Annotated in this window: 25 protein-coding genes and 1 pseudogene; 17 read left to right on the forward strand and 9 right to left on the reverse strand. The window is 44.2% G+C overall.

What is annotated here, in order from left to right; all coding sequences use genetic code 11:
• Window positions 1-86 precede the first annotated feature (86 nt).
• Window positions 87-374 (forward strand): stage VI sporulation protein F, encoded by a 288-nt coding sequence (locus tag ACL9RM_RS03790; RefSeq protein WP_061829033.1) that lies wholly within the window; start codon window positions 87-89, stop codon window positions 372-374.
• A 153-nt stretch (window positions 375-527) separates the two neighbouring features.
• On the opposite strand, the gene ACL9RM_RS03795 is transcribed toward ACL9RM_RS03790, so the two are convergent.
• Window positions 528-1796, reverse strand: a complete 1269-nt coding sequence (locus ACL9RM_RS03795; protein WP_250268753.1) for a DNA polymerase IV — start codon at window positions 1794-1796, stop codon at window positions 528-530.
• Window positions 1797-2012: 216 nt separating this feature from the next.
• Here ACL9RM_RS03795 and ACL9RM_RS03800 point away from each other — a divergent pair, with 216 nt between their 5' ends.
• A complete protein-coding gene (locus ACL9RM_RS03800; RefSeq protein ID WP_250268752.1) occupies window positions 2013-4538 on the forward strand; it encodes a transglycosylase domain-containing protein in 2526 nt (841 codons plus the stop codon).
• 14 nt (window positions 4539-4552) lie between these two features.
• Here ACL9RM_RS03800 and ACL9RM_RS03805 read toward each other — a convergent pair whose 3' ends face one another.
• The 4 genes from ACL9RM_RS03805 to ACL9RM_RS03820 all read right to left on the reverse strand — a co-directional run bounded on the left by ACL9RM_RS03805 (window position 4553) and on the right by ACL9RM_RS03820 (window position 8837).
• On the reverse strand, window positions 4553-5674 hold the full coding sequence (locus ACL9RM_RS03805) for a Ger(x)C family spore germination protein (RefSeq protein ID WP_250268751.1): 1122 nt from the start codon (window positions 5672-5674) through the stop codon (window positions 4553-4555).
• Complete coding sequence (locus ACL9RM_RS03810) at window positions 5671-6762, reverse strand: GerAB/ArcD/ProY family transporter (protein ID WP_250268750.1); 1092 nt, start codon at window positions 6760-6762, stop codon at window positions 5671-5673. The genes ACL9RM_RS03805 and ACL9RM_RS03810 overlap by 4 nt, the downstream gene beginning before the upstream one ends.
• The gene (locus ACL9RM_RS03815; protein WP_069289865.1) at window positions 6755-8218 is read right to left on the reverse strand and encodes a spore germination protein; all 1464 of its coding nucleotides are present in this window, start codon (window positions 8216-8218) and stop codon (window positions 6755-6757) included. Before ACL9RM_RS03815 ends, ACL9RM_RS03810 begins: the two co-directional genes overlap by 8 nt.
• A gap of 217 nt (window positions 8219-8435) precedes the next feature.
• Window positions 8436-8837 (reverse strand): hypothetical protein, encoded by a 402-nt coding sequence (locus ACL9RM_RS03820; protein ID WP_069289864.1) that lies wholly within the window; start codon window positions 8835-8837, stop codon window positions 8436-8438.
• A 302-nt stretch (window positions 8838-9139) separates the two neighbouring features.
• Between ACL9RM_RS03820 and ACL9RM_RS03825 the strand changes: the two genes are divergently transcribed.
• Window positions 9140-10030: a DMT family transporter gene (locus ACL9RM_RS03825; protein WP_250268749.1), complete on the forward strand. Its 891-nt coding sequence runs from the start codon at window positions 9140-9142 to the stop codon at window positions 10028-10030.
• Between the two features lie 460 nt (window positions 10031-10490).
• Complete coding sequence (locus ACL9RM_RS03830; protein WP_013310869.1) at window positions 10491-11195, forward strand: YitT family protein; 705 nt, start codon at window positions 10491-10493, stop codon at window positions 11193-11195.
• A 134-nt stretch (window positions 11196-11329) separates the two neighbouring features.
• Here ACL9RM_RS03830 and ACL9RM_RS03835 read toward each other — a convergent pair whose 3' ends face one another.
• Window positions 11330-11530: a hypothetical protein gene (locus ACL9RM_RS03835; RefSeq protein ID WP_250268748.1), complete on the reverse strand. Its 201-nt coding sequence runs from the start codon at window positions 11528-11530 to the stop codon at window positions 11330-11332.
• 151 nt (window positions 11531-11681) lie between these two features.
• On the opposite strand from ACL9RM_RS03835, the gene ACL9RM_RS03840 reads away from it, so the two are divergent.
• The gene (locus ACL9RM_RS03840) at window positions 11682-12485 is read left to right on the forward strand and encodes a lipid II flippase Amj family protein (protein ID WP_323873182.1); all 804 of its coding nucleotides are present in this window, start codon (window positions 11682-11684) and stop codon (window positions 12483-12485) included.
• A gap of 104 nt (window positions 12486-12589) precedes the next feature.
• On the opposite strand, the gene msrA is transcribed toward ACL9RM_RS03840, so the two are convergent.
• Both msrA and ACL9RM_RS03850 read right to left on the reverse strand, forming a co-directional pair.
• Entirely contained in the window at window positions 12590-13561 is a 972-nt protein-coding gene (msrA, locus tag ACL9RM_RS03845) for a peptide-methionine (S)-S-oxide reductase MsrA (protein WP_250268746.1), read from the reverse strand.
• Between the two features lie 181 nt (window positions 13562-13742).
• The gene (locus ACL9RM_RS03850; protein ID WP_250268745.1) at window positions 13743-14360 is read right to left on the reverse strand and encodes a TVP38/TMEM64 family protein; all 618 of its coding nucleotides are present in this window, start codon (window positions 14358-14360) and stop codon (window positions 13743-13745) included.
• Window positions 14361-14712: 352 nt separating this feature from the next.
• On the opposite strand from ACL9RM_RS03850, the gene ACL9RM_RS03855 reads away from it, so the two are divergent.
• From ACL9RM_RS03855 to ACL9RM_RS03875, 5 genes are all read left to right on the forward strand, one after another.
• Window positions 14713-15402, forward strand: coding sequence for a TerC family protein (locus tag ACL9RM_RS03855; RefSeq protein WP_025722249.1), 690 nt, complete (start codon window positions 14713-14715; stop codon window positions 15400-15402).
• Between the two features lie 166 nt (window positions 15403-15568).
• Window positions 15569-16513: a Gfo/Idh/MocA family protein gene (locus tag ACL9RM_RS03860; protein WP_250268744.1), complete on the forward strand. Its 945-nt coding sequence runs from the start codon at window positions 15569-15571 to the stop codon at window positions 16511-16513.
• Between the two features lie 72 nt (window positions 16514-16585).
• Window positions 16586-16906, forward strand: coding sequence for a hypothetical protein (locus tag ACL9RM_RS03865; RefSeq protein WP_250268743.1), 321 nt, complete (start codon window positions 16586-16588; stop codon window positions 16904-16906).
• Window positions 16907-17003: 97 nt separating this feature from the next.
• Complete coding sequence (locus tag ACL9RM_RS03870) at window positions 17004-17282, forward strand: hypothetical protein (RefSeq protein ID WP_029517224.1); 279 nt, start codon at window positions 17004-17006, stop codon at window positions 17280-17282.
• Window positions 17283-17602: 320 nt separating this feature from the next.
• Entirely contained in the window at window positions 17603-19087 is a 1485-nt protein-coding gene (locus tag ACL9RM_RS03875; RefSeq protein WP_250268742.1) for an alpha-N-arabinofuranosidase, read from the forward strand.
• Between the two features lie 84 nt (window positions 19088-19171).
• On the opposite strand, the gene ACL9RM_RS03880 is transcribed toward ACL9RM_RS03875, so the two are convergent.
• The gene (locus tag ACL9RM_RS03880) at window positions 19172-19990 is read right to left on the reverse strand and encodes an AraC family transcriptional regulator (protein WP_061829048.1); all 819 of its coding nucleotides are present in this window, start codon (window positions 19988-19990) and stop codon (window positions 19172-19174) included.
• A gap of 166 nt (window positions 19991-20156) precedes the next feature.
• Between ACL9RM_RS03880 and ACL9RM_RS03885 the strand changes: the two are divergent.
• The 7 genes and pseudogenes from ACL9RM_RS03885 to ACL9RM_RS03915 form a co-directional block, all read left to right on the forward strand.
• Window positions 20157-20449, forward strand: a pseudogene (locus ACL9RM_RS03885) (Gfo/Idh/MocA family protein); the annotation flags it as partial.
• 2 nt (window positions 20450-20451) lie between these two features.
• The gene (locus tag ACL9RM_RS03890; RefSeq protein ID WP_233903743.1) at window positions 20452-20622 is read left to right on the forward strand and encodes a hypothetical protein; all 171 of its coding nucleotides are present in this window, start codon (window positions 20452-20454) and stop codon (window positions 20620-20622) included.
• An 18-nt stretch (window positions 20623-20640) separates the two neighbouring features.
• On the forward strand, window positions 20641-21408 hold the full coding sequence (locus ACL9RM_RS03895) for a sugar phosphate isomerase/epimerase family protein (protein ID WP_235309528.1): 768 nt from the start codon (window positions 20641-20643) through the stop codon (window positions 21406-21408).
• Entirely contained in the window at window positions 21401-22483 is a 1083-nt protein-coding gene (locus ACL9RM_RS03900) for a Gfo/Idh/MocA family protein (RefSeq protein ID WP_061829050.1), read from the forward strand. Before ACL9RM_RS03895 ends, ACL9RM_RS03900 begins: the two co-directional genes overlap by 8 nt.
• Before the next feature lie 77 nt (window positions 22484-22560).
• Window positions 22561-23529 carry a sugar phosphate isomerase/epimerase family protein gene (locus ACL9RM_RS03905; RefSeq protein ID WP_061829051.1) on the forward strand — a complete coding sequence of 323 codons (969 nt, stop codon included), beginning with the start codon at window positions 22561-22563 and terminating at the stop codon, window positions 23527-23529.
• A gap of 20 nt (window positions 23530-23549) precedes the next feature.
• The gene (locus ACL9RM_RS03910) at window positions 23550-24281 is read left to right on the forward strand and encodes a ThuA domain-containing protein (RefSeq protein ID WP_250268741.1); all 732 of its coding nucleotides are present in this window, start codon (window positions 23550-23552) and stop codon (window positions 24279-24281) included.
• 246 nt (window positions 24282-24527) lie between these two features.
• Entirely contained in the window at window positions 24528-24872 is a 345-nt protein-coding gene (locus ACL9RM_RS03915) for a winged helix-turn-helix transcriptional regulator (protein ID WP_071641521.1), read from the forward strand.
• Window positions 24873-24984 lie beyond the last annotated feature (112 nt).

Raw genomic sequence — 24984 nt, forward strand, 5'->3', positions numbered from 1 at the left:
TAAACGTTTTAAACAGATAGGCACAATGGACAGGCTGGCCGTCATATATTTGGGAATGACCGAATGATATGGGAGGTGTGGCAACATTGAGCTATCAGCAATATGGAATCAGTCCGCAACTGGTGGAGCGGATTAAGTTGAAAATGAAAAATCGTGCGCTCAAGGATCGGGTTAAGCAGCAGATCGAAGGTGTGACTAAAGCGGACCTGCAAAATAAAGCTAAGGTGCGTCATCTTGTGAAGACTACTTCTGCTATTTTAAACGAGCGTTTGACGGCTGCGCAGGAGGAGCAATTGACCGCCTTCGTATTGGCACAAAAAATTGATCCGTCCAATACATTCCATCTAATCAAGCTGTGGGGAATGTTCCGTTGATTGCTATTTGAAGAGGTGCTTCGAAGCGCTCTCCATGTTTTTTGTGAAGCACAGATAAAAAAAGGATTGCCTGATATCAGGCGATCCTTTTTGGTTTGTTTTAGTTAGTTCATTCCCCGGGCAATAGCTAGTGTGAGCTTATCATGAGATTTTTTATTTGTAATGACCGCCAATTTTGATAGACCGTTCCATGGCCTGCCCGGCATCTGTTAACGACGATGCGCGCATGATGATGGACTGACCGTACCGATCCTTTAAAGTGTCCGTCACCTTTTCCAAAGCACGGGATCGCTCCTGATCCTCAAAAAAATCCAGTTGATACAGTTGATCATCCACCAATCCGCTTAAAGTAACTCCTGCGCGCTTCACAGGCATATGATTCCAAAAAGTATAAAAGATTTTTTTAACGGTTTCATATACCTTTTGGGTATGGTTTGTAGGATCGGGTATCTTCATTTGTCGGGAGAATCCGGTTGGTGCCTCGTAGGGACTGCATATACAATGAACAGTCACAACCGAGCCCATATATCCTTTGCGGCGGGCGTCCCGACACACCTCCTCTGTTAGTTCAAGCAGGATGGTTTCCACTTCCGCAAGCTGGAGATAGTCTCGAGGAAGAGTCATCATATGACCGATGGATTTGGGAGGTGTATTAAATGTTTCCGGCTTGACCGGGCTGTGATCGATCCCGTTAGCAGTTCGCCATATTACCTCTGCCTGAATATCGGACTGCTTACCGAAATGAGACCGGAATTTGTCCTGTAGCCGAGGTAAGGGAGTACGTGCGATATCTCCAATGGTGTGTAGTCCAAGCTTCTCCAAATGCCGTTCCATTCGTGAACCGATGCCGAACATAAGACGTACTGGCTGGGGCCATAGCAACGCTGCAATATCGGATGCAGGCAACAAGAAAATGCCACTGTCATTTTTTTTAGCCCATATATCTGTTGCGGTTTTAGCCAGCATTTTGTTGGAGCCGATACCAATTCGAATCCATACTCCTGTTTGCGCCAGTACCTTTTGCTGAATTTCACTTGCAATACTCACCGGATCCCCGAACAGGGAGAGGCTTCCGCTCATATCCAGAAACTGTTCATCAATGCTGAAAACCTCAACCAAATCCGTATATTCATTATAAATTTCTGTTATTTTTAATGAGACATCGATATAATGCTGCATACGCGGACGTACAATGATAAGGTCAGGACATTTTTTCACCGCTTCTCCCAGACGTTCTGCTGTAGATATACCGTATTTTTTGGCCAGCGGACACGCAGCTAAAATAATGCCTGAACGAAGTGCAGGGTCACCGGCCACAACGAGTGGCTTATGTTGGTATTTGGGATCATCTGCTTTTTCGATGCTAGTATAAAAACTTTGGCAGTCCGATAAGAATATGGTTCTATTTCTGCGTTCCTCCAAAAATCCGACCTCCTCTCCTGAAATGTGTGGATTATCCTTCCAAAATATTCTTGAATATATACTCTTATAGTAGTATTATATACAGAACAAGTGTTCCTAATACAAATGTATTTTTTGGAACGTTACAGTTTACGGAAAACCTAACATGGCGTATCATAATATCTTGAGCAAAAACAAGTGGAAATGAATGAATATTGAGGGGAGAAAACCATTTTTATGAACCCAAAACGTCGACCATCATCTCAAAAACGCAGTAGGTGGCGTATTTTTGGCAGAGTTTTGCTGATTAATATCAAGTGGTTCTCGTTTGCGGGTGTACTTGGAGTGCTATTTGCTGGAGGTCTTATATCCGGTTATGTAGCGGCACTGGTTCATGATGAACCTGTACGATCACGTCAGTTGATATATGAAAAGGTAAATGAGAACGCTCTGACCAGCTTTGTATTTTTTAATGATCAGGTAACTCCGGTTGGAAGAATGCGCATGGAGGAGGATCGACAGCTCGTTGATCTGAAGGATGTCCCTCAGTCTATTGTGGACGCCCTCATTTCAACGGAAGACAGCCAATTTTATGAGCATCGTGGTGTGGATTTAAAGGGAACAGCTCGTGCTGTTAAGCAGAAGCTTTTGAATGAAAACCGCCAAACAGGCGGTAGCACACTGACGCAGCAGGTAGCCCGAAGGGTTTTTCTCAGTCTGGATAAGACGGACAGTCGCAAGGTGAAGGAAATGCTGCTGGCACTGCGTATGGAGCGTTTTATGGGTAAGGATAAAATATTAACGGCTTACTTAAACAAAATGCCCTTTGGTAATGGTTCCGCTGGTTACAATTTATATGGAATTAAGTCTGCTTCGTTAGGGATTTTCAATGTAAGTGATCTACATAAGCTTCATATTGCTCAGGCGGCTTATTTGGCAGGTCTTCCCCAACTGCCATCTGTTTATTCCGCTTTTGATGGTAAAGGGAACTTTGATGAAGAAGGCTTCAATAAAGCGATGGAGCGCCAGCGTGTCGTGTTGGGAAGAATGCTGGCAACAGGTAAACTTACGCTATCCGAATATAACGAGGCGCTTCAATTTGATGTGAAAGCCACTCTTGCGCCACATCGCGAAAAAAGCTATAACACATTCCCTTATTTGATGCTGGAGACAGAGCGGGAAGCCGCCCAATTGTTAGCGCTCCAACAAAATCCCGATATCACAGCAGCCGAGATTTCCAAGCCTGAGTATGCCGAGCTTCTTCAAAATACGCGAGAAGAGTTGCAACGGTCCGGATATCGAATTTATACAACGATAAATAAGAAAATTTATAACAATATGCGGCAGATTGCAGCCAATCCACAAAACTTTTCTCCATACAGTAAGAAGAAGGGATTAGAGCAGATTGCAGCAATCATGATTGATCATAAAACAGGGGCTATACTCGGTATGATCGAGGGCAGGGATTTTAATACCGAGCAAATGAACTATGCAACTCAAATGACACGTCAGCCCGGTTCTGCCATGAAGCCTATTGCTGCTTATTTACCTGCTTTGGAAAAGGGCTACACTCAGCCAGCCGGTCTTATTGATGATTCACAAATCATATTGAAAGACGGGCGTAAAGGTTATCATATTCCTAAAAATTATAACAGACGGTACGAGGGGCTTATGACAGCCCGTGAAGCACTCAATCGGTCAATCAATATCCCTGCACTGAGGCTGTTCTTATATGAAGTTAAAATTCCAAACGCTTGGAATTTTGTGCGTTCTCTTGGAATTACGACGATTCAGCCGCAGGATGAACATGCTCAGACAGGGGTTCTAGGTGGACTAAGCAAAGGGGTATCCGTCGAGGAACTGACTGCAGCATATGGAACGATTCCCAATATGGGTGTATATAATGCACCTCATCTGATTAGCAAAATTACGGATGCCAACGGGAAGATCATATATGAATTTAAACCGCAGACGAAGCGTGTATATTCGCAGCAAACCGCATTTTTGATGACGGATATGCTTAAAACTGTTATATCAGATCCGAGGGGAACTGGTAAACGCCTGCAAAATGCTTTTAAAAGCTACGGTGCCATTGATATCGCCGGTAAAACCGGTACAACACAAAACTTTGGTGATGTGTGGTTTATGGGGTACACACCTGACGTTACATTAGGCGTCTGGGCTGGTTACCGCCAACAGGTTAATACATTATCTCAAGAAGGCCATTCCAGAGCACAGTCAGTGTGGGCACTGATCATGAATGAGGCGGTCAAGGACCAGCCTGAACTTTTTAAGAATAAGCACTTTATACGGCCGGAAGGTGTTGTAAGAGTTACGGTTTCTAGCCTTACAGGTAAGCTGCCAGGGCGTTATTCCCGTCAATCGGGTCAACTTGTGACTGACTGGTTTAATCAAAAGTATGTGCCTACTGAAGTTGGAAGAGAACGGCTTCCGCGTTCTGCTAGACCAGTGGTCCCGTCCAAACCAGATATCAAGGAAAAAGAAGTCCCAGAGGTTGAGATACCTGCAATAGATCAAGAGAAAATTCCACCAGAGGAAACGGATCCTGCTGTTCCTGAAGCAGACACAGAGATAGAAATGCCTGATGAGAATAACGATGTGCCATCAACAGATACTTCGCAACCTTCTGTTGAAAACGAACAGGGGACTCCTTCTGAATCGGAAAGCCAGAGTGAGACTCCCAAAACCCAATCTGATGAAGTTATTTATCCAGAAATAATATCTGATCAACCCAAAAACTAAACGACAGGAACGGCTTAGTTTAAAATGCCGTTCCCGACAATGTCTACAGTGACCTGCGGATGAAAACGGACATTGGGATATTCTTTATTCCAATCTACACTTTTCCATACTGCTGGATGATGAGCGATCAACTGTCTGCCTACGCCAAAGGCATCACATCCATTTTCCTGAAGTGTACGGATAATTTGTTCCGCATCCTGGGTCATGATTTCGGAAAGTTGACGGTTTAGACGCCGTACGTTAGCTTTATCTTGAAGATGATTACGTGCATATTCAACAATATCGACAGGCAATTTCAGGTTAAGCTCCACATCAATTTGTCCATCGCGCTGAACTTTCACTTTAAGGCTACGTTTGACATTCTGAATGTTAGCCTGATACGTAATAAAGTTTTGCACATCACCGACAGATCCTGGATGTATCCTTTTTACAAAGCGAGCTGTATTTTTCCACTTTCCAGTCATCAGGACATATAAAACACCTTGCTCATTACTTAGGCTTCCTGTGAATTTTTGTCCGTGAAATAAGGCAATTCCACGTGCTGCAATATCTTCTCCTTCTTTGGAAAGATAGGGAAGCACAAAATCTTGACCCGGATCAAGCATTGGGGGGAGCAATGTCTCCAGTGTCATTTCCGGGAACATACACATTTCCTCAAGGCTTCTGATTTTTTTGGTTATAAATTCGCCAATTAAGAGGTTACCTATGCCTTTTTGATCTATTATTTCTCCAGCTAATCCATCTACAATAGCTACCTTGACATGGGAAGTCGGATGGTCAGGCTCACGATACAGCACATCCAGATAGGGATATAGATCTTTTCGGGCCAAGCTTGTACCATACAGAATAACTCCGTATTTGAAAAAGCGGATATCCCCGGTTACTTTAGCCCGGATTTTGTCTGTGCTTTGCCGAACGGAATGACCGGTGCCTGAGTGAATTTCATTGGTGCTTTTACCTTGATTGCTTTGAGAATCGTCTACAACTTCTAGCGTTTGCAGCAACATGCCTTCAGGAGTGAGATCATAAGCCGATGCATTTGCCATTCGGGCATCCTTCAAATTGTCCTGATCCCAGCAGCCTGTTATAAAAATGAGTAGAGTTAGCATTCCAAGCGCTCTGCTCTTTTTTTTCATGTTTCAGGTCCCTCCTTTTTTTTGAAGAGATACGATAGGATCAGCAGAAGAAAAGGGAACACAATTAGGAAAATATAAGCAGAGTTATTAGCTATGGAACCAATAAGCTCGAAATCTTCTCTTCGTTGAGGCAAATAGGCAATACAACATGAGGCGAGCACAACAAAGGGAACCGCCTTTTTGTGGCTCTTTTGCTTGAATAGATAGCTTATTCCGTAAGACGCCGCATAATAATAACCACTTATAGCACCAAAGATCGAAATGAGCCAAATCGGTAGAAAAATAAAATCGACCCGATCCATCGTTCCCAGTGGAATGGATCTGAGCAAATAAATGACTGGCTCCGGCATTAATTCAAGCTGTTGGGGGCTGAACACGGTTGTACAGGTAAATACAGTAAAACAATACAATAGTACCACGATCGCGTTAGCTGCCAAAATTGACTTGAGCTTGCCTATACTTTTGCCCTCAACCATGGGAAAGACGACAAGAATGAACTCAAAACCAAACATCGCTAGGAGCGTTTCTTTTGAACCGACAATAATACGGGGCCATCCCGCCTCAGTCAGAGGTAGCAGATAAAGCGGGTTGGACTGCTTTATACCATAGCTAATTAACAGCATCATGGGAAAAATCAGAAATGAAATTAAAACAAGCACTCGAGCAATTGTTCTTAAATTTTCGCGAACCAGATATATGCTACTGAACAAAAACAGGGCAAGTATAGCCCAACGGGGAGTATATTGCAGCATCCAGCGATTGATGACGTCATATGCGTTCACAAGAACGGAGGTACCCATAAGCAGATAGTAAGCAATGTAAGCCACAGTCAATGCTTTTCCAATCCAGCAACCAGTAATTTGGGTTAATATTTGATAAATCGAAGAGGAGGGAAAACGTCTTAGCAGAAGCCAGCACATCAAAATAATGAGTTGAATCAAAAGGCCGCCAATAATGACAGATATCCAACCCCCTCCTTTAGCTGAAAGGTGCATCTGATAGGGAAGTGACAAAATGTCTACGCCAATCTCAAACTTGATGATGAGAAAAAAAAGTTGACCCGATGCAATGGTACTTTCTTTATTCACGTCGTTTCCAGCTCCTAGAGTCGTTCTGCTGCTTCAATTTTTGGGCTTGGGAATCATATGGTCGCTGATGAAATGTCCAAATTGGAAAGCGGATAAAAACATCTTTCATATCACCGAGCCGGAATGGTGCAAGAGGAGCAAAGTAGGGCGTACCAAAGGTCTCCAGCTTGCAAAGGTGGATAGTAAGAAAAAGTAAACCGAAAGCAATGCCAATGTATCCAAACAAGGCTGCAGCAATCATCATCGGAAAACGAAGGATACGAACCGCTGAGCTCATTTCATGAGAAGGCACTAAAAAAGAAGAAATGGCTGTTAACGAGACGACGATGATCATCGTATACGACACGAGACCAGCCCGAACGATAGCATCTCCGATGACGAGACCACCAACGATTCCAATAGTTTGGCCAACCCGACTGGGTAGACGGACCCCGGCTTCTCGTAGCACCTCAAAGATCAATTCAAGCAGCATAGCCTCCACAATCGCTGGGAATGGAACATTTTCCAGTGATTTTTTAATGGTATGCGCCAACTCTAGTGGCAAAATAGCTGGATGAAAAGCAATTGTCGCAATGTAAATAGCAGGCAGCGTAAAAGCGATCAAAAAGCTCATCATTCGAATCGTTCTTAGAAATGAACTAATAATCCAACGGCCGTGATAATCATCTGGACTTTGGTAAAATGCAAAAAAAGAGACGGGAGCTATTAGAGCAGTAGGGCTACCTTCAGCCAAAATCGCTATCCGTCCCTCCATTAGATTGGCGGTCACACGATCCGGTCGTTCCGTGCTGAGCTGTTGAGGGAAGAGGGAAAAAGGGTTGTCCTCAATAAACTCTTGAATAAAACCGGGGGGGAGCACCATATCGGAGGAGATCGCTTTAATTCTCGTTTTTACTGCTTCCACTAGCTCAGGATTAGCCAAGTCTTGAACATAGACAATAGCGATTTTAGTCCGGGTTTTAGATCCCACATAGAAGTAGCGTACAACCAGCGACGGTGTGACAATTTGTTTGCGAATCAGATTCAGATTGATGGATAACTGCTCAATGAATCCATTGTGCGGTCCGCGAATAACCCCTTCGTTTTCTGGTTCGTCCGTACTGCGAGTATATGTCTTTTCGGAAGAAAGGATAAAAAATTCTTCCGCCCCATTTATCATAAAAATGCAATATCCCTGAATAAGTGAGTCAGCAGCATTTTGAAGGTCGGTGTCTTTTTGACTGCTTAAGGTGGTGAACATTTGATGAGAGACTGCATCGATTTTCTCATATAAGGCACTCAGGATATGAGTTTGAATCATCTCCTGATCTACGAGCGAATCAATATAGAGCAGCATACCGTCTTTGCCGTCAACGGAAATTGCCTGTTTTTTTAAATCATCCGTATAAAAAAGGGCTTGCTCAATAAAGGAAACATTTCTGTTTAATTCAACGGAAGCTGCGTCATGTCCAGCCAAGAGAGCCCTCCTTTTTTGGATGAGATAGGCATAATGTGTGCCATATGGATTGAATTTATCCATGATCTGGTGACTTATCCATTCTTGAATCACCTTCACTTCGCGTAATGCAATAGTTTTATACTAGAATTTAGGTTGAAAATGGGAAATGGGTTGGTTATTTTGCAAGGAATGAAATGTAATCGTGCAAGAACTAGAGACTAGATTACAAGGGGGCTTAATCTTGCGTCGGATCAATTCCTAGATAGTGTCCCAGTTTCCGCCGGACCTCGCTGCGGGCAAAGGATGAAAGCATGAAAAATCGTCTTTGATAGCCGCGGCATATATACAAAACCTCTACGCCTTCATGATTTCGGATTTCGCTGTATATTTTAACCCCTAGTGTTTTCATTCGCGCCTTTGTCTCTGCTAATTGAACAGCTACACGCTGTTGTACTCCAGTCAGGCTACGAACATACAAATCAGGCATTTTTAGAGGGGAGGTATGTATAATACGAATGTCTCGTTCCAGCACATCCAGCACAAGAGTTAGAAGTACACAGATCTTGACTAGCCCTGCGTCTTCTTCAGAAGGCAAAGGAGCTTTATTCTTGTGGTTCAGTGTCTTTTGGCTTGGCATAAAAATCTCCTTTACTCCGAGTAAGAATACAATATATAATCATTACATAGAACATGTGTTCTGTTTATACCTCATCATAGGTGTTTTTCCAAGGCTAAAGCAATCCTCAATTATTGGAAAAGTGGTAGAGAGCGATACCCATGTGCCATTGTGTAAAGAATTCTTGAGTTTATCGCCAATGACAGTCAAACAGAGTTTATGTTAAGCTAATGGATAAAAACTTACATAAAAGAGGAGATCGTTCTGACTGCGGTCAGCCTCTACTATTTAACTTAAGAAAGTGGAGAAGGAAGGTATACATATTGTCACGTTCGTTATATGCAGCTTTATTATTGTTGAGCCTCATTTGGGGCGGTTCGTTTATGTTTATCAAGGTGTTGTTGCTACATCAAGTAGGACCGTGGACTATTGTATTTCTTAGATCCAGCTTTGGACTTATTTTTATCGTCTTATTAATGCTACTTATGCGCAGGCCGTTTAAAATTAAAAGCATTCCGTGGAAATCGGTTACTCTGGTAGCTTTGGTTAACATGGTTTTGCCATGGACATTGATCGGTTTTAGCGAGACCAAAATAGCTAGCAGTATGGCTTCTGTATTGAATGCCACCACGCCAATATGGACCATGTTGGTGGGGCTTGTTTTTTTTGGGGCTATTTTTCATCGGATGCAGTGGTTAGGAATGGGGCTCGCTTTTGTAGGAATTATTATTTTATTGGGTATTAATCCTGCATCTATTATTTCTGTTGACCCTGTGGGTTTTGGGTGTATGCTGCTTGCGACTCTCTGCTATGGATTTGGAACACAGCTCTCCAAACGTTTTCTCTCCAATCTTTCCATGTATCAGGCTACCTTTGCAACACTGTTTGGTGCGGCGGTAGGGGGTGGTATTATGATGGCAATTGTGGAGAGACCTGGTTTGTCGATTGTTTCTGATCCAGGTGTATTGGGTTCCCTTATAGGGCTGGGAGTTTTGGGATCAGGAGTAGCATATATTTTGTTCAATTACATGATTTTGCGGGGGAGCGCGGAATTTGCTTCTTCGGTGACGTATTTTGTGCCAGTAAGTGCCATCGTATGGGGCTTTTTGCTCCTGAATGAACATATCGGCTGGAATGTTCTTACAGGACTTGTCCTTATACTTGGAGGGGTGTTTATGGCCAACCAGCGTAGAACCGCCAAATTAAGTGGATAATAATCTAAACAGAAATAAAATACGCTTTGGGCTATATTAAATGTACATTCGCCAAACCTTCGGTATAATACGTTAATTCGCACATACAATAAAGCATGCTCACACATAAAATAAAATATGGTGCAGCAAAAAAGCAAGCTGTTTAGCAGGTGACAAGGTGTGGTATAATAAATTATAGAATTATATGCACCACAGAAATGTCGGAGTTTTATTCCACAAAAGAAAGGATCAGGATACCATGTGTCCCCGAAGGATACTTCCCCAAAGGACGATTTGGAAACGATTTGATCTGTCTTATACTTAGCTTTTCCGCGGAGTAACGTCAAGTTGCGAAAGCCAACTCTGCGGAAGAGGGGATTGTACATGCGAAGGACCAAGTCCTCCAGGCACATCTTATCCGGTGGCTTCCGTAAGAGTGGGTTCATCCACATCAAACTTACGAGAAACCGAGGGAGCCTGTATGAGGAAAACTTACGAATCTATCGTGAACAATGGAGCATTGAGACAGATTGCTGTCATGTTGCTCGGAACATGCATTTTAGCTTTTACGTACTATCACATTAATGCTCAGAATCATTTGTCAGAAGGCGGATTTGCAGGCTTGGCCCTGCTGGGACATTACGCGTTTGGCATATCTCCAGCATGGAGTATGTTGCTGCTTGATATTCCCGTCATATTGCTGGCATGGGTACTGAAGGGCAGAAGATTTATGCTGCTTGCGTTAATCGGAGCCGTCGCTTTTTCACTGTTTTATGCAGGATTTGAGAAGTATTCGACTCTGGTTATAGATCTACATGGAAATCTGCTGATAGCTGCTCTACTTTGTGGGGTGCTTACAGGTTTGGGAGCCGGAATCGTATTGCGTTTCGGTGGAGCAACCGGGGGCGATGATATCTTATCTCTGCTGATCAGTGAGTGGCGCGGGTGGAAAATCGGCAACGTGTTTATTGTCAGTGACATCATCGTATTAGGATTATCACTGTTGTATCTGCCTATGAAGGAAACAATGTTTACAATACTGGCTGTGTGGCTTGCCGGAAAAATAATTACATGGACGACCACGTTCCAACTGCACCGACCTGTGAAAAAGGTACTGCCAGCGGCTATTCCCGCTAAAAAGGTAGTTGCCAAAACAGTGCCGGTCGTCCACAGCCTTCGTCAATAAGGAAAGGGTGTTACGTCAGGAGAGAAATCTTCTTTCGTAACACCCTTTCGCTGTATTCAGCTTCTATCAGGAAGGCTTTAAAGTAGAATGGATGCGAATGATGGTTGTGTACATTTTTGCTTGAATGCTATTTTTCATGTTTTTTTAGGTTTCTCATCTTGCTCGGCTGGATGATTATCGTTCCATTCCTCGGCTTGGGAAGTGGCAATCGCAATCGAGCGTCCTTCTTCATAGCCGTCACGGAGTAGAGCGTTAGCAATATCAACGGCTTTTTCTCGCACCCGAGGTTCCAGGTTTTTCATGGATGGAGGGTAATCATGTTTGTTCCAAGGCATAGTTGCACACTCCTTATAGCAGATGATGTATTATGTATTACCCGTTGTCGGCTTATACAAACGGAAATCAAAGAAATGAATATATTGTAAAATGTATCTTGAAAAAAAGCGTATAATGGTGTGCAGAATACGAGGAAAAGGAGTGAAGCATTTGCTTGCCTGGGGTTTTGTTTTTTTGCTGACTATCATCATTCATACTACAGATAGCTTGTCCTATGCTCTCCGGCTTGGTGGTTTGCGAGCGCGTCGGATTGGATTGGCGTTAACCGTTGCAGGAATGCTGCTGTTGGTATCACGCACCTCTAACATGGCGCAGGGGCCTTTACTCGGAGGGATGGTCGATCAGGCTAAAGCTGCAGCACAAGTGGGCGGAACGGATATTAGACTGGAACTATATATGCATGGGGTACTGCTGGCAGCAACCGTTGGAACCATGCTTGCTATTTTATTGTATCCAACAGTGGTACGCATGTCAGCCAGATGGATTGTGCATTTGGAGCATACCGGATCTATTCCGGCTTTGGTGCGTCATTTAATGCTGCGAAGTCGCTGGAAGCATGCAGGCTACTACATAAAGCGCCCTACCTGGTCCATGCTAACCTCACTGATTGGCGGAGCGATACCCAAGCGTCTAATTATTCTGAATATAGCTGTTACTGCCATTTATACAACTGGAGTAGTATCTGCTTTATATGCATCATTCCTGTGGCCTGCTCAAGGTACAGCCATGTCAATGTCGTCAGGCCTAATCAATGGCGTCGCAACGGTATTACTGACCTTGTTAATTGATCCAAGATTGGCGGTTCTGTCGGAGAAAACGCTACGAGGGGAGCTACCCTTAACTCGGATGAACAGCATGTACGGCTGGATGATCATCTCGCGTTTGGCAGGTACTTTATTAGCTCAGCTATTGCTAGTACCGCTAGCCATTTGGCTTGGATGGGTAATGAGTTAAATTGCTAGCTTACGTAATGATGTGCGGCCATATCCCAAAAAGGCTGGCCTGTGATCATCTATTAAAGATAGATCGCGGGTCAGCCCCAATGATTCTATGGCTATTTACTTTTCAAATAATGACTTATATGCTCCGTATCCTTCATGCTCCAAATCTTCTTGAGGCACAAAGCGGAGCGCGGCAGAATTGATGCAATAACGCAAACCATCTGGACCTGGACCATCATCGAATACATGCCCTAAATGGGAGTCAGCTTCACGACTTCGCACCTCGGTACGGATCATAAAATGGCTGAGATCGGTTTTTTCTTTGACATTGTAGCTGCGCAGCGGACGGGTAAAGCTGGGCCAACCGCAACCTGCATCATATTTGTCCAATGAACTGAACAAGGGCTCTCCTGATACGATATCCACGTAAATGCCTTCACCCTCATGATCCCAAAACTCATTTTGAAAAGGGCGCTCGGTCGCGTTTTTTTGTGTTACTTCGTATTGAATAGGCGTCAGCCGATCTTTAAGATCGGATTTATCAATCTTGCCGGACCAATTTTGCTCGATAAAGTCTTCACGTCCCGAACCTTTGCGGTAGCGTTTGTAATGAGCGGGGTTCTTCTTATGATAGTCCTGATGATATTCTTCTGCTTCATAAAAAGTGGCCGCAGGCAGAATCGGTGTAGCAATCGGCTTGTCGAAGCGGCCACTTTGAGTCAAAGCTTCTTTAGAAGCTTCTGCCTTAATTCGCTGCTCTTCATTATGATAGAAAATAGCCATTTGGTAGGATGAACCTCTATCGTGAAACTGTCCACCTTCATCCGTCGGATCAATCTGCTGCCAGAAGAGCTCCAACAGTTTTTCATACGGGAATACTTGTGGGTCAAATGTAATCTGTACGGCTTCCACATGTCCCGTTGTTTCAGAACACACCTCTTCATAGGTAGGATTTTCGGTATGTCCCCCTGTGTATCCAGATCTAACCTTCAAAATACCGGGTAATTCCTCAAAAGGGGAAACCATGCACCAGAAGCAGCCACCTGCAAAAGTTGCTTTTTCTACCGTGTGTGGATTGTTGGTGCTCATATTTGTCACTCCAATCTGAGAATGTTTAATTAGTTGTTATTTAAATAGCTTACAATTAAATTATATACGAGATTTTTGCAAAATCCAACGAAAGGTCAAAAAACCAATCCGTAGTGTAATTGGCTCTGTCCTCAAAAATCGCAATGAAACTTCCTACAGAGACGGTGGCAAACTCATCGCATTATGTTTTGTTGGCGCGTTGAAGCCTTTTTCGGTAGAGCATAAAGGCGCCGCCCATCAGCGCAGTATATAGCACCAAAATGAGCAAACCGATGATTGGGTGTTCTGCAAAGGTGCCGCCAGCATAAGCATACACCGCAATTGCGGGAAGCTTGCCAATAGCTGTACCTAGGATAAAGCTCCAGAACGGAAACCCTGCTACTCCAGCGTATACATTTACGGCTGCTTGGGGGATGACTGGAATCAGGCGAGCCAGCAGAACAGCAGCAAAAGGTTCCCTCTCCATGACTCGATTGAAGCGCTCCAACGCGGGAACCCGCTTCAAATAGGCACGTCCTTTGTCACGGAACAGGGTACGTACTGCAGTGAAAACGACCAACGCAGCCAATGTAGTGCCAAGCCAGCAGATCAGAGCACCTTGCCAGGGGCCTGCGGCATAAGCAATGGAGGCGATAATCAGCTTGTAAGGCACAAACGGAATTAGCGCGAATAAAAATGCGAGTAGTAGCAGAACTGGAAAGGAGGTCTGCTTGTCCGCCCAGGCGAGCCAATCATATCTGTAGATAAACGCGATGCAAATCAGCGAAACATAAGCCGTGACGAGTAGCCATTTTTTCATTTACATACCTCTTTCAATATCCCTGTTCGGCTTATCGCTTATACAGAAAAAAATAGGGTTCACATTCCCAATAATGTGTGCTATACTGCCACTAACAGAATAGTTCCCAAAGGGGAGTAGCTCAACGAGTAAAGTCGTCATTACGGGATTTTTAATCCCCGGCTTTATTGGCAACGTAATGTTGTAAGCGAGACCTTTGCCAGGATTTTAGGAATCCGGGTAAATGGTCTTTTTTTGATGCCGAATTTGGGTCAAGCGCCGTTTCCGGATTCCGTGAAATGGCGCTTTTTTAGTATAAAGCGCTGAACTATGTACAGTATAACAAATAAATAAAAAAAGGTGGGAGAAACGTATGGATTTTTTGTCAATTGAGTTTTTAACCGCATTAGTATCCATCATTATCATTGATCTGGTGCTAGCTGGTGACAATGCGATCGTAATCGGTTTGGCGGCTCGCAATGTTGATAAGGCCAATCAAAAGAAGGTCATTATTTGGGGGACGGTCGGAGCGGTCATCATTCGTGTGATTGCTACAGTGCTGGTCACGTATTTATTGCAAATTTACGGATTGCGTTTGATTGGGGGACTCGCACTTATCTATATTGCCTATAAGTTGCTGGTCGAAGAGAAAAAACATGAAATTTCAGCTACGAATCAAATGTGGGCAGCGATCCGCACGATTATTATCGCGGATACAATGATGGGCCTCGACAATGTACTTGCTGTTGCGGGAGCAGCTCATGGAAACATGTTGCTCGTTATATTGGGTCTGGCAATCTCCGTTCCAATCATGGTGTGGGGAAGTACGATTATCTTGAAGCTGACTGAACGTTACCCAGTAGTTATTACGATCGGGGCTGCTGTACTGGCTTATACTGCCGCCAAAATGGTGGTGGCGGAACCGCTGATTGCACACTGGTTTATGAACGGGGTCGTTAAATACGGATTTGAGGTTCTGGTTGTGGTTCTGGTTGTAGCCATTGGGATGCGTGTTAAAAAAATTAAAAGTGAAAAAACAAGAAAGCAAGCGCAGCACGCCTAAGCTAACTTACACTGAAGTAAACTTAGCTGAAGCTGAACGTTCATGCCATAGAGGCTGTTCCGTTAGGTCCTCCAACTGACCGGGAGCAGTCTCTTTTCTTTGCTTGTCAGCAGACTTCCATGTAAACTAGACAACAGATGAATGAGTGATTAGAGGTGGGAACGATATGGACAAGCAAACGAAGACAAGGGTAGCTATTGCAGGACTGGGTGGTATTGCTCGAAAAGTATACTTACCGTTACTGGCAGCACACCAAGGTGTAGATATTGTAGGTGTCATGAACCGTTCACAGGAGCCGGTGAGTTCCATTATGGAGCAATATAGGTTGCCAAGAGGAACGACAGATGTGAAGGAGCTGCTAGCATGGGAACCGGAAGCTGTATTTATACATGCCGCGACCGAAGCTCATTTTGATCTGGTTATGGCGTGTATTGAAAAAGGGATTGCCGTGTATGTGGATAAACCGTTGTCCTATGATGTTCGTCAGAATCTGGAAATGACCGCTTTTGCGGAAGCGCAGGCTGTGCTGCTGGCGGTGGGCTTTAATCGACGTTTTGCCCCGCATTATGTAGCTGCTAAAGCATGGTTAGAGGAAGCAGGTGGATTTAGTCAATGTGCGGCCATTAAACACCGTACTGGATATGATCGAAGACCGGCGGCACAGACGGTTTATGATGATTTAATTCACATGCTTGATTTGCTTTTGTGGCTGGGTGGCGATGATTATGAGCTGCTGCATAGTAGTCTGAATACGACGAGTGAAGGATATATGGATGCTGCGTTCGGGACCGTACGTTTGGGGAATGCTACCGGAAGCTATAGTATGAGTAGACAGGCAGGAGCTGACATAGAGAAGCTGGAGCTTCACGGGTCAGGACGGTCTGTTGAAGTAACAAATATGGAACAGGCTGTTTTTATGCAAAAAAATCATTCACCACTAACGCAAGCCTTTGGAAGCTGGGATACGATTTTGGAAAGACGGGGATTCACCGGAGTCGTAAATCATTTTCTGGAGCATATTCATCGTCCAGAGGAGTGTGCTGTACGGGCTGGAAAAGTATTGGATAGCCATATGCTGGCTGACGAGCTGATCAGCCGTTTGAGTAATTAATATGGAACATCCGAACGTGATCTTAACAGTCCAGACAGACATCAAGAATTAGGTTGAAGGAGAAATGAATGAATGGAAGAAGATAACCGTGGTAAGCAGCTAGAAGAAGCCATCATTGAAAATTATAAGCAAGAAGAAGATATGATGATCCTTGTGTTTGCGCAATGGTGTATCAATCACGGGTTGGAGCCAGAGGAACTATATAGTGAAGCGTATCCGCATCAGGATAGCAACGAGCGTCTGCTACGAGTACGCAAGTTGACTGTATCGCGTGAAGAAGCGGGTGATATTCGGCTGGATACGGTATTAGGGGTACTGTCCATGTTCGGAAATGAGGACTTGGCAATGGTCGTATCTGAGGCGGCTGCGAGCCTTCCGTCGGAACGGAAATAAGACTAGCCAGAATAAAGAATATACTGTTATCATTTATGGCATCATGGACTCAACTATATTTACTTAAGACATTGTTGATGGGGAGGGTAAGCTTACGATGGAAGATATACCTGTGCCAAGTACCTGTAAAGGCTGTGAAAGAGATATCTCGATATCGGAAGAGCAAATTACCAGAATTCTAACCAACATGAGACCCAAAATGGAATGTGTAAATGATGAAGTGTACGAAGCCAGACTGCTGGCCTGCTCACAATGTGAAGAGTTAATGTCCGGGCATACATGTGGTATCAGCGGAAGTATTGTTCGTGTACGTGCTTTGGCGGCAGCTCAAAATTGTCCCAGTTACCATGGTTCACGCTGGATAGGTACAGCCTAAAAGATACAATGCTCAGGCTCGGCTGAACCTGGATTACGGGTTAAAATAGTCATACCTTGGTCTGCCTTAATGGCAGGCTTTTTGGTTTGATTGGACCTTATCTTAACGATTGACAAAAAGTAGACAATAAAATATATTAAACACGTGAAATGTTTTTGTTTAATTATTAATATTTATATTAATGTTTACTAAAAGTAATGATGTGTAAAAATTATGATCGAAATAAAATCGGTGGTATGAGTGATATTTAGGCCAAAATGAAAGCGCAAACATTTGTGCGGGTGTTCCAACAATCTTAATATTTTTGGGGAGGGTTTGTTGTGAAGGGTTCTATTGTTGTTAATACCGATTGGAAACAAGGCATTATTAATAAAAACATTTATGGACAATTTGCTGAGCATCTTGGACGTTGCATTTATGAAGGCATATGGGTTGGAGAGGACTCACCGATTCCAAACACAAACGGAATTCGTAATGATGTGGTGGAAGCCCTGAAAAAGCTGAACATTCCTGTGCTGCGCTGGCCGGGAGGCTGTTTTGCCGATGAATATCATTGGAAAGATGGTATCGGGCCAAAAGAAAACCGTAAGAGAATGGTAAATACGCATTGGGGCGGTGTGGTTGAAAATAATCATTTTGGCACACATGAGTTTTTTCAATTGTGCGAACTGTTAGATGCAGAGCCTTATATTTGTGGAAATGTCGGCAGTGGTACAGTTCAGGAAATGTCGGAGTGGGTAGAGTACATGACCTTCGATGGAGAGTCCCCTATGGCTGCATGGCGTCAGGAAAACGGCCGTGAGAAACCATGGAAGCTCAAATATTTTGGAGTGGGTAACGAAAACTGGGGTTGTGGCGGTAACATGCGCCCAGAATATTATGCCGATCTGTATCGCCGATATCAGACATATGTCCGTAACTATGGCGAGAACCGCATTTATCGGATTGCAGGTGGGGCAAATGTGGATGATTATCGTTGGACCGAAGTGTTGATGCGTGAAGCTGGGCATCTTATGGACGGTTTGAGCCTGCATAACTATACGATCCCGGGAAACTGGGAAGGGAAACGGCAAGCAGTCGGTTTTGATGAAGCGGAATGGTTCGAGACGATGAAAAAATCATTGCATATGGATGAATTGATTACTCGTCATTCAGCCATTATGGACCAATATGATCCTGACAAAAGGGTCGGACTGATCGTCGATGAATGGGGAACCTGGTTCCTGACTGAACCGGGAACCAATCCAGGCTTCCTGTATCAGCAAAATACGATGCGCGATGCACTGGTAGCTGGGCTGCATCTACACATTTTCCATAATCACCATGACCGAATACAGATGACGAATATTGCTCAAATGGTTAATGTATTGCAAGCCATGGTTCTGACTGAAGGCCCTGCTATGCTGTTGACGCCGACATACCATGTATTTGAAATGTTTAAGGTGCATCAGGATGCGCAAGCACTGGCTGTTCATGTAAAGGTAGCCGATTATGAATATGACGGAGATTCCATCCCACAAGTAAGCGTGTCCGCCTCCAAGGCGCAGGATGACAATATTCATATTAGCTTTTGCAACGTCCATCCGGGCGAGTCGGCAAACTTGAATTTGGAGCTAAGAGGACTGGAAGAGATTAAAAAGATCAGCGGTGTTGTCCTTGCCAGCGACGATATGCAGGCACATAATACGTTTGATCAGCCAGAGCGTGTGAAAAAGGAAACTTTCACATCCTATCAGCTGCAAGGTCAGCATTTGGATGTTACACTGCCACCAATGTCGGTAGTGATGCTGACAATTGCTCCGTAAAAAAACTGGGTCGTGGTATGTAAGCAGTATTCACTATTATTGGTTATGAACAAAGAGAGCGTTCAGGTGAACGCTCTCTTTGTCCTACAATTGCTCGCGGTGAATCACCCTGAATTCTTTGGGCGACATACCGAAGCGGGAACGAAATACACGGTGAAAATACGTGTAATTTGCAAATCCTGACGATTCGGCGGCTTGTTCCAGTGACATGGGACTGAAAATGATTCGTTCTCTCGCCATGTTTAGCCTGATGTCCAGCGTGTACTGCATAATGCTCGTATCGAATGTTTCCTTAAACAGATGTACTGCTCGGGATACGCTGATACCGACGTGTGAAGACACGTCATCCAGTTTGAAGTTAGAGGATGCGTTTTCTTCAATATAATTTTTAATCTGATACGCAAGATAGTTATGATGAGTAGCGATAGGATGATCGGATAGCATACGGTCAAACTCCAAACATAAAATGCGTATGTAATAACTTGATATTTCCGGATAAGGATTAGAAATACGTCGTTGCTCCATCACAAGCTGACGAAATAGGCCAAGCAGGGCTTCTGTGAGCTGAACCTTAATTCTGTTGGGTCGTTTATGATGGTTCCACCACTCATCTACCCAGGAACCACCGAAAAAAATGTGATAATCTCCACTTTCCACGACCTGCTCTCCCATGGGGTTCAACTCACTATGAATATCCAGTTCATAAGGCTCGGTAGGATTGAATAGCAGTAGGTCACCCGCCTCAATCCGTGTCATTTCCCCGTTAATGCGGGCCTGGCAGCGTCCATCTGTTTGCAAACGGAATAAATAATTTTTGATCCCATCAGGCTGGTTCGAATAAAAGGGCTTTCGATGGAAGGAATAGCCTGCGGTAAGAACCTGACAAGGCTCGACGATAGACATGATGATGACTCCTTTGGGCATATGGCTGTTTCAAATATTGACCAGATTGTTCATGTTTTAATCATATTATTCATTTTAAACGAAACAGAAATAGAATACTATGTGAACTGTAAAGCTTACATGTTAGATGAGAAAGTACATGTTGGAGGCCAAGGAGTGTGACGACGTGGAACGAATGAAGGCCGGGATTATCAGATGCGGTACTATTAGCTCGGTATATCTTGAAAATCTCTAAAAGAGCCCACTTATTGAAGTGGTGGCCGTCGCTGATTTACTGGATGAGAGGGCCAAGGAGAGGGCCGATGAATTCAACATTGAAAACGTATACAAAGTGGATGAATTGCTTCGTCAGCCTGAATTGAGCTTGTATTTAATCTGACCGTGCCTGGCAGCCATGCACGGTCAGATGTGGCGAAACTAGAGGCAGGCAAGCATGTGTACAGTGAAAAGCCTTTGGCGCATTGAAATTCACGGACCATCGTGCCAATGCTGAACTGGCCTACCATGTGTTAGAAGCCATGCATGCTTTTCAGCGCTCATCATTGGAAGGCAATCACATTACGATGGAAAGCACGTTCAAACCGGACGAGGATTTGTATTATGGAACAGATATAATGGAAAATTCATCCTAATTAAAGAGGTGAAGGGGAATGGCTAAAGTAGGATTGCAATTGTACACAGTAAGGGAAGAGCTTGAACAGGATTTTGAAGGTACATTGCGCAAGGTAGCAGAGCTTGGCTATAAAGGGGTAGAATTCCATACCTTTTTCGGACGCAATGCCAAGGATGTCAGAGCGCTTTTGGATGAGCTGAATCTGGAAGTTGTCGGAACTCATATACAATATTCTCGTTTGCTGGATCATTTGGATGAAGAGATTGCATACCACAAAGAATTGGGAAATAAATACCTAATCGTTCCTTATTTAACCGAAGAACAGCGACAGTGGGATGAACTTTTTGCTAATTTGGATCGTATTGGTGAAAAAGTGAAAGAACAGGGCTTGATACTGGCTTATCATAATCATGATTTTGAATTGACAGAAAAAATCAATGATCGCCCGGTATTCGATGCTTTATATGATGCGGTTTCCGATGATTTGTTACAGGTCGAAATGGATACTTGTTGGGTATACTATGGGGGCTATGATCCAGTGGAATACATCGGACGTTATAATGGACGCCTGCCTATCATTCACTTAAAGGATATGGCACGTGACGAGCAACAAAAAGCAGTAACTGTAGAGCTTGGCAAAGGCGAAGTACAGCTTCAGGCCATTACAGACGCCGCTATTCAGGCAGGTGTGGATTGGATCGTCGTAGAACAGGATTTCTGCTCAAACCCTCCAATCGAAAGCATTGAAACCAGCATTAAATGGCTCCAACAATACGCAGCTCAGGGAGGAAATATTCATGTCTAAAACACTCAAAATCGGGATTATTGGTTGTGGAGGGATTGCCAACGGCAAACACTTGCCGAGTCTTGCCAAGCAGAAGCGTGCAGAAATCGTTGCATTCTGTGACATCATTCAGGAGCGCGCTGAAGAGGCAGCAGAAAAGTTTGGAGTTGAAGGCTCGCAAGTTTATAGCGATTACCGTAAGCTGTTAGAAAATAAAGACATTGAAGTCGTACATGTATGTACACCCAACGACTCGCACTCGGAAATTACCGTAGCGGCGCTTGAGGCAGGTAAGCATGTGCTGTGTGAAAAACCGATGGCTAAAACTGCAGAGCAGGCACGGGAAATGCTCGATGCGGCCAACCGTACAGGTAAGAAGCTGTCTATTGCGTATCAAAACCGTTATCGTGATGATAGTTTGTATCTGAAGCAATTGGTCGAACAAGGAGAGCTTGGAGACATTTATCTGGGCAAAGCCATTGCTTTACGCCGTCGCGCTGTTCCGACCTGGGGAGTATTCTTGGATGAAGAGAAGCAGGGCGGTGGTCCCCTTATTGATATTGGCACGCATGCACTCGACCTGACACTCTGGCTGATGGATAATTACAAGCCTAAAAGCGTACTAGGTTCAACCTTCCATAAGCTAGGGGATCGTAAAGATGCAGCAAATGCCTTTGGACCTTGGAATCCTGAGGAATTTAAGGTAGAGGACTCAGCTTTTGGTTTTATTACGATGCAAAATGGAGCTACGATTGTACTAGAGTCCAGCTGGGCATTGAACGTTGTAGAATTTGGCGAAGCGAAGACGCTGTTATGCGGTACCGAAGGCGGAGCCGATATGCAGGATGGATTGCGCATTAACGGGGAAAAGAACAGCCGCTTGTTTGATACGAAAATAGATCTGGATGCAGGCGGCGTTGCCTTTTACTCTGGAGAAACGGAAAATGAAGCAGACCGCGAAGCCCGTCTGTGGATCGAATCTATTCTGGACGACAAAGAACCTCTTGTGAAGCCGGAACAGGCACTGGTTGTTACTGAAATTTTGGAAGCTATCTATGAATCGGCTCGTACGGGAAAAGCTGTCTATTTTGACTAAGCCCGTAATTATCCCGAATGGACCATCATTATAATGAAAGCAGCTTTTTTCACATATGATACAGGGAGGGATTTCTTTTGAAACTTGGAGTATTTATGGTGTTGTTTGGCGGACGTTCGCTGGAGGAGGCGCTGGATTATGTGGCTTCTCAAGGATTGGATGCTGTAGAAATCGGTACAGGTGGCAACCCTGGGGATAAGCATTGTAAGCCGGATGAGTTGCTGGAGAATGATACAGCGCTCAAAAATTTCAAAAAGGCAGTAGAGTCCCGCGGACTGACGATTAGTGCGCTTAGCTGTCACGGCAATCCTCTCCATCCGCAAAAGCATTTGGCCCAGGCTGATCATGATACGTTTCTTAAAACCGTTCGATTGGCAGAAAAGCTGGAAGTTCCAGTTGTGAACACTTTCTCTGGCTGTCCGGGTGATCATGAGGATGCGAAATATCCAAACTGGCCTGTAGCTCCGTGGCCTAATGATTTTCAGGAAGTGTTGAAGTGGCAATGGGAGAATAAAATTATTCCTTACTGGACCGAGACGGGGAAATTTGCAGCAGATCATCATGTTAAAATTGGGCTGGAGCTACACGGGGGCTTCTCCGTTCATACACCAGCGACCTTGCTTCGTTTGCGTGAAGCTGCGGGAGAGGTTATTGGTGCTAATCTGGATCCGAGCCATATGTGGTGGCAGGGAATTGACCCAGTGCAGGCGGTTCAAATTTTGGGCCGAGAGGGAGCCATTCACCATTTTCATGCCAAGGATACGACGATTGATCCGATCAATGTAAATAAATATGGACTTACCGATATGCAGGAATATACGAAAATGCTAGATCGTGCTTGGCAGTTCCGAACTGTGGGCTATGGGCATGATGTAAAAACCTGGGCAGATATTATCAGTGCCCTGCGTCTGGTGGGATACGATTATGTAGTGAGTATTGAGCATGAAGATGGTCTGATGTCCGTGGAGGAAGGCTTTACTAAGGCCGTCCACAATCTTCGCCAGGTACTGATTGAAGAACCGCTGAGCGAGATGTGGTGGGTCTAACCTAATAGGGGGAAATGTTGATGATTAACGTCACCATTTGGAATGAATTTTTGAACGAAAAGTTGAATGATGAAGCCAAACAGATATATCCTGATGGGATACACAAAGCGTTGGCTGACGGCCTGGCAGGAGAGGGATTTGCCATTCGAACAGCTACTCTGCGTGATGATGCCGAGCATGGTTTGGGAGAAGATATTCTGAATTCCACAGATGTGCTGCTGTGGTGGGGGCATAAAGCCCACGATCAGGTGAGCGATGAAGTTACGGCGCGTGTTGTCGAGCGAGTGCAGGAAGGAATGGGCTTGATCGTGCTGCACTCAGGCCATTTTTCCAAGCCATTCAAAGCCCTAATGGGCACTAGCTGTGACCTGAAATGGAGGGTGGCAGGTGAACAGGAGATTATTTGGTCGGTGAATCCGTCACATCCCATTGCAGAAGGCATAGATGCCAAAATTTTGTTGAAGCAGGAAGAGATGTATGGCGAGTTCTTTGATATACCTACGCCGGATGAACTGGTATTTGTTAGTAACTTTGAAGGCGGCGAAGTATTTAGAACCGGATGTACCTTCCGCCGAGGTAGCGGTAAGATATTCTATTTCCGCCCAGGTCATGAGACCTATCCGACTTATTACCAGCCTGATATTTTGAAAGTTATCGCCAACAGCATTCGTTGGACTTCTCCGACAAGTATTAACAAACCAATATATGGTAGAAGTGAACCTGTAAGGCCTCTCGGTGGAGTGTTGGTATAATGACAATCATCACATATGGATGAGCTGTATAATGAACAGATTGATAGGCGGAACCTCTTGGGATTCCGCCTTTTTGTATTTAACGATTTAGACATATACCTGCTGTGTTGGTTTGTTGTATAATCAGTTTTGGTCATGGCAACTTTATCGGCGCAGGTATTTAATTTAAGAAGAAAGTGTTTTCTTTCGGGATAAAGTATGCTAAAATGATATATACTAACAAAAGGAAAGCTTTATCAAACCGAAATGCAAAAGAAGGTGAAAAATTTGGAGAGTCAACCGCAATGTGCAAAAATGTGTCCGCGTTTTGAAACCGCCTTTTCATGTTTGGGCAAGCGTTGGAATGGATTAATTATTCAATCCATGATGAGCGGTCCTAAGCGGTTTAAGGATATTTCCAATCTGATTCCCACAATGAGTGACAAAATGTTATCAGAACGGATGAAAGATTTAGAAAATGAAGGAATTCTTACACGTCATGTATATCCGGAAACTCCTGTCCGCATTGAATACGAGCTAACAACCAAAGGCCGTGCACTTCAGCCGGTTATGGAACAGATTCAATTTTGGGCTGAGGAATGGATTAGATGAGCACCAAACTAAATAAGCGTTTCTCATAGCAAAACAGCCTTTTCCTAGGAAAAAGGCTGTTTTTTTATTTTGTGTATAGGACTACTTATCCATATCACAGAAATGATGTGCA

This window comes from Paenibacillus sp. S29 (genome assembly GCF_049319765.1).
GTDB classification, from domain to species: Bacteria; Bacillota; Bacilli; order Paenibacillales; family Paenibacillaceae; genus Paenibacillus; species Paenibacillus polymyxa_B.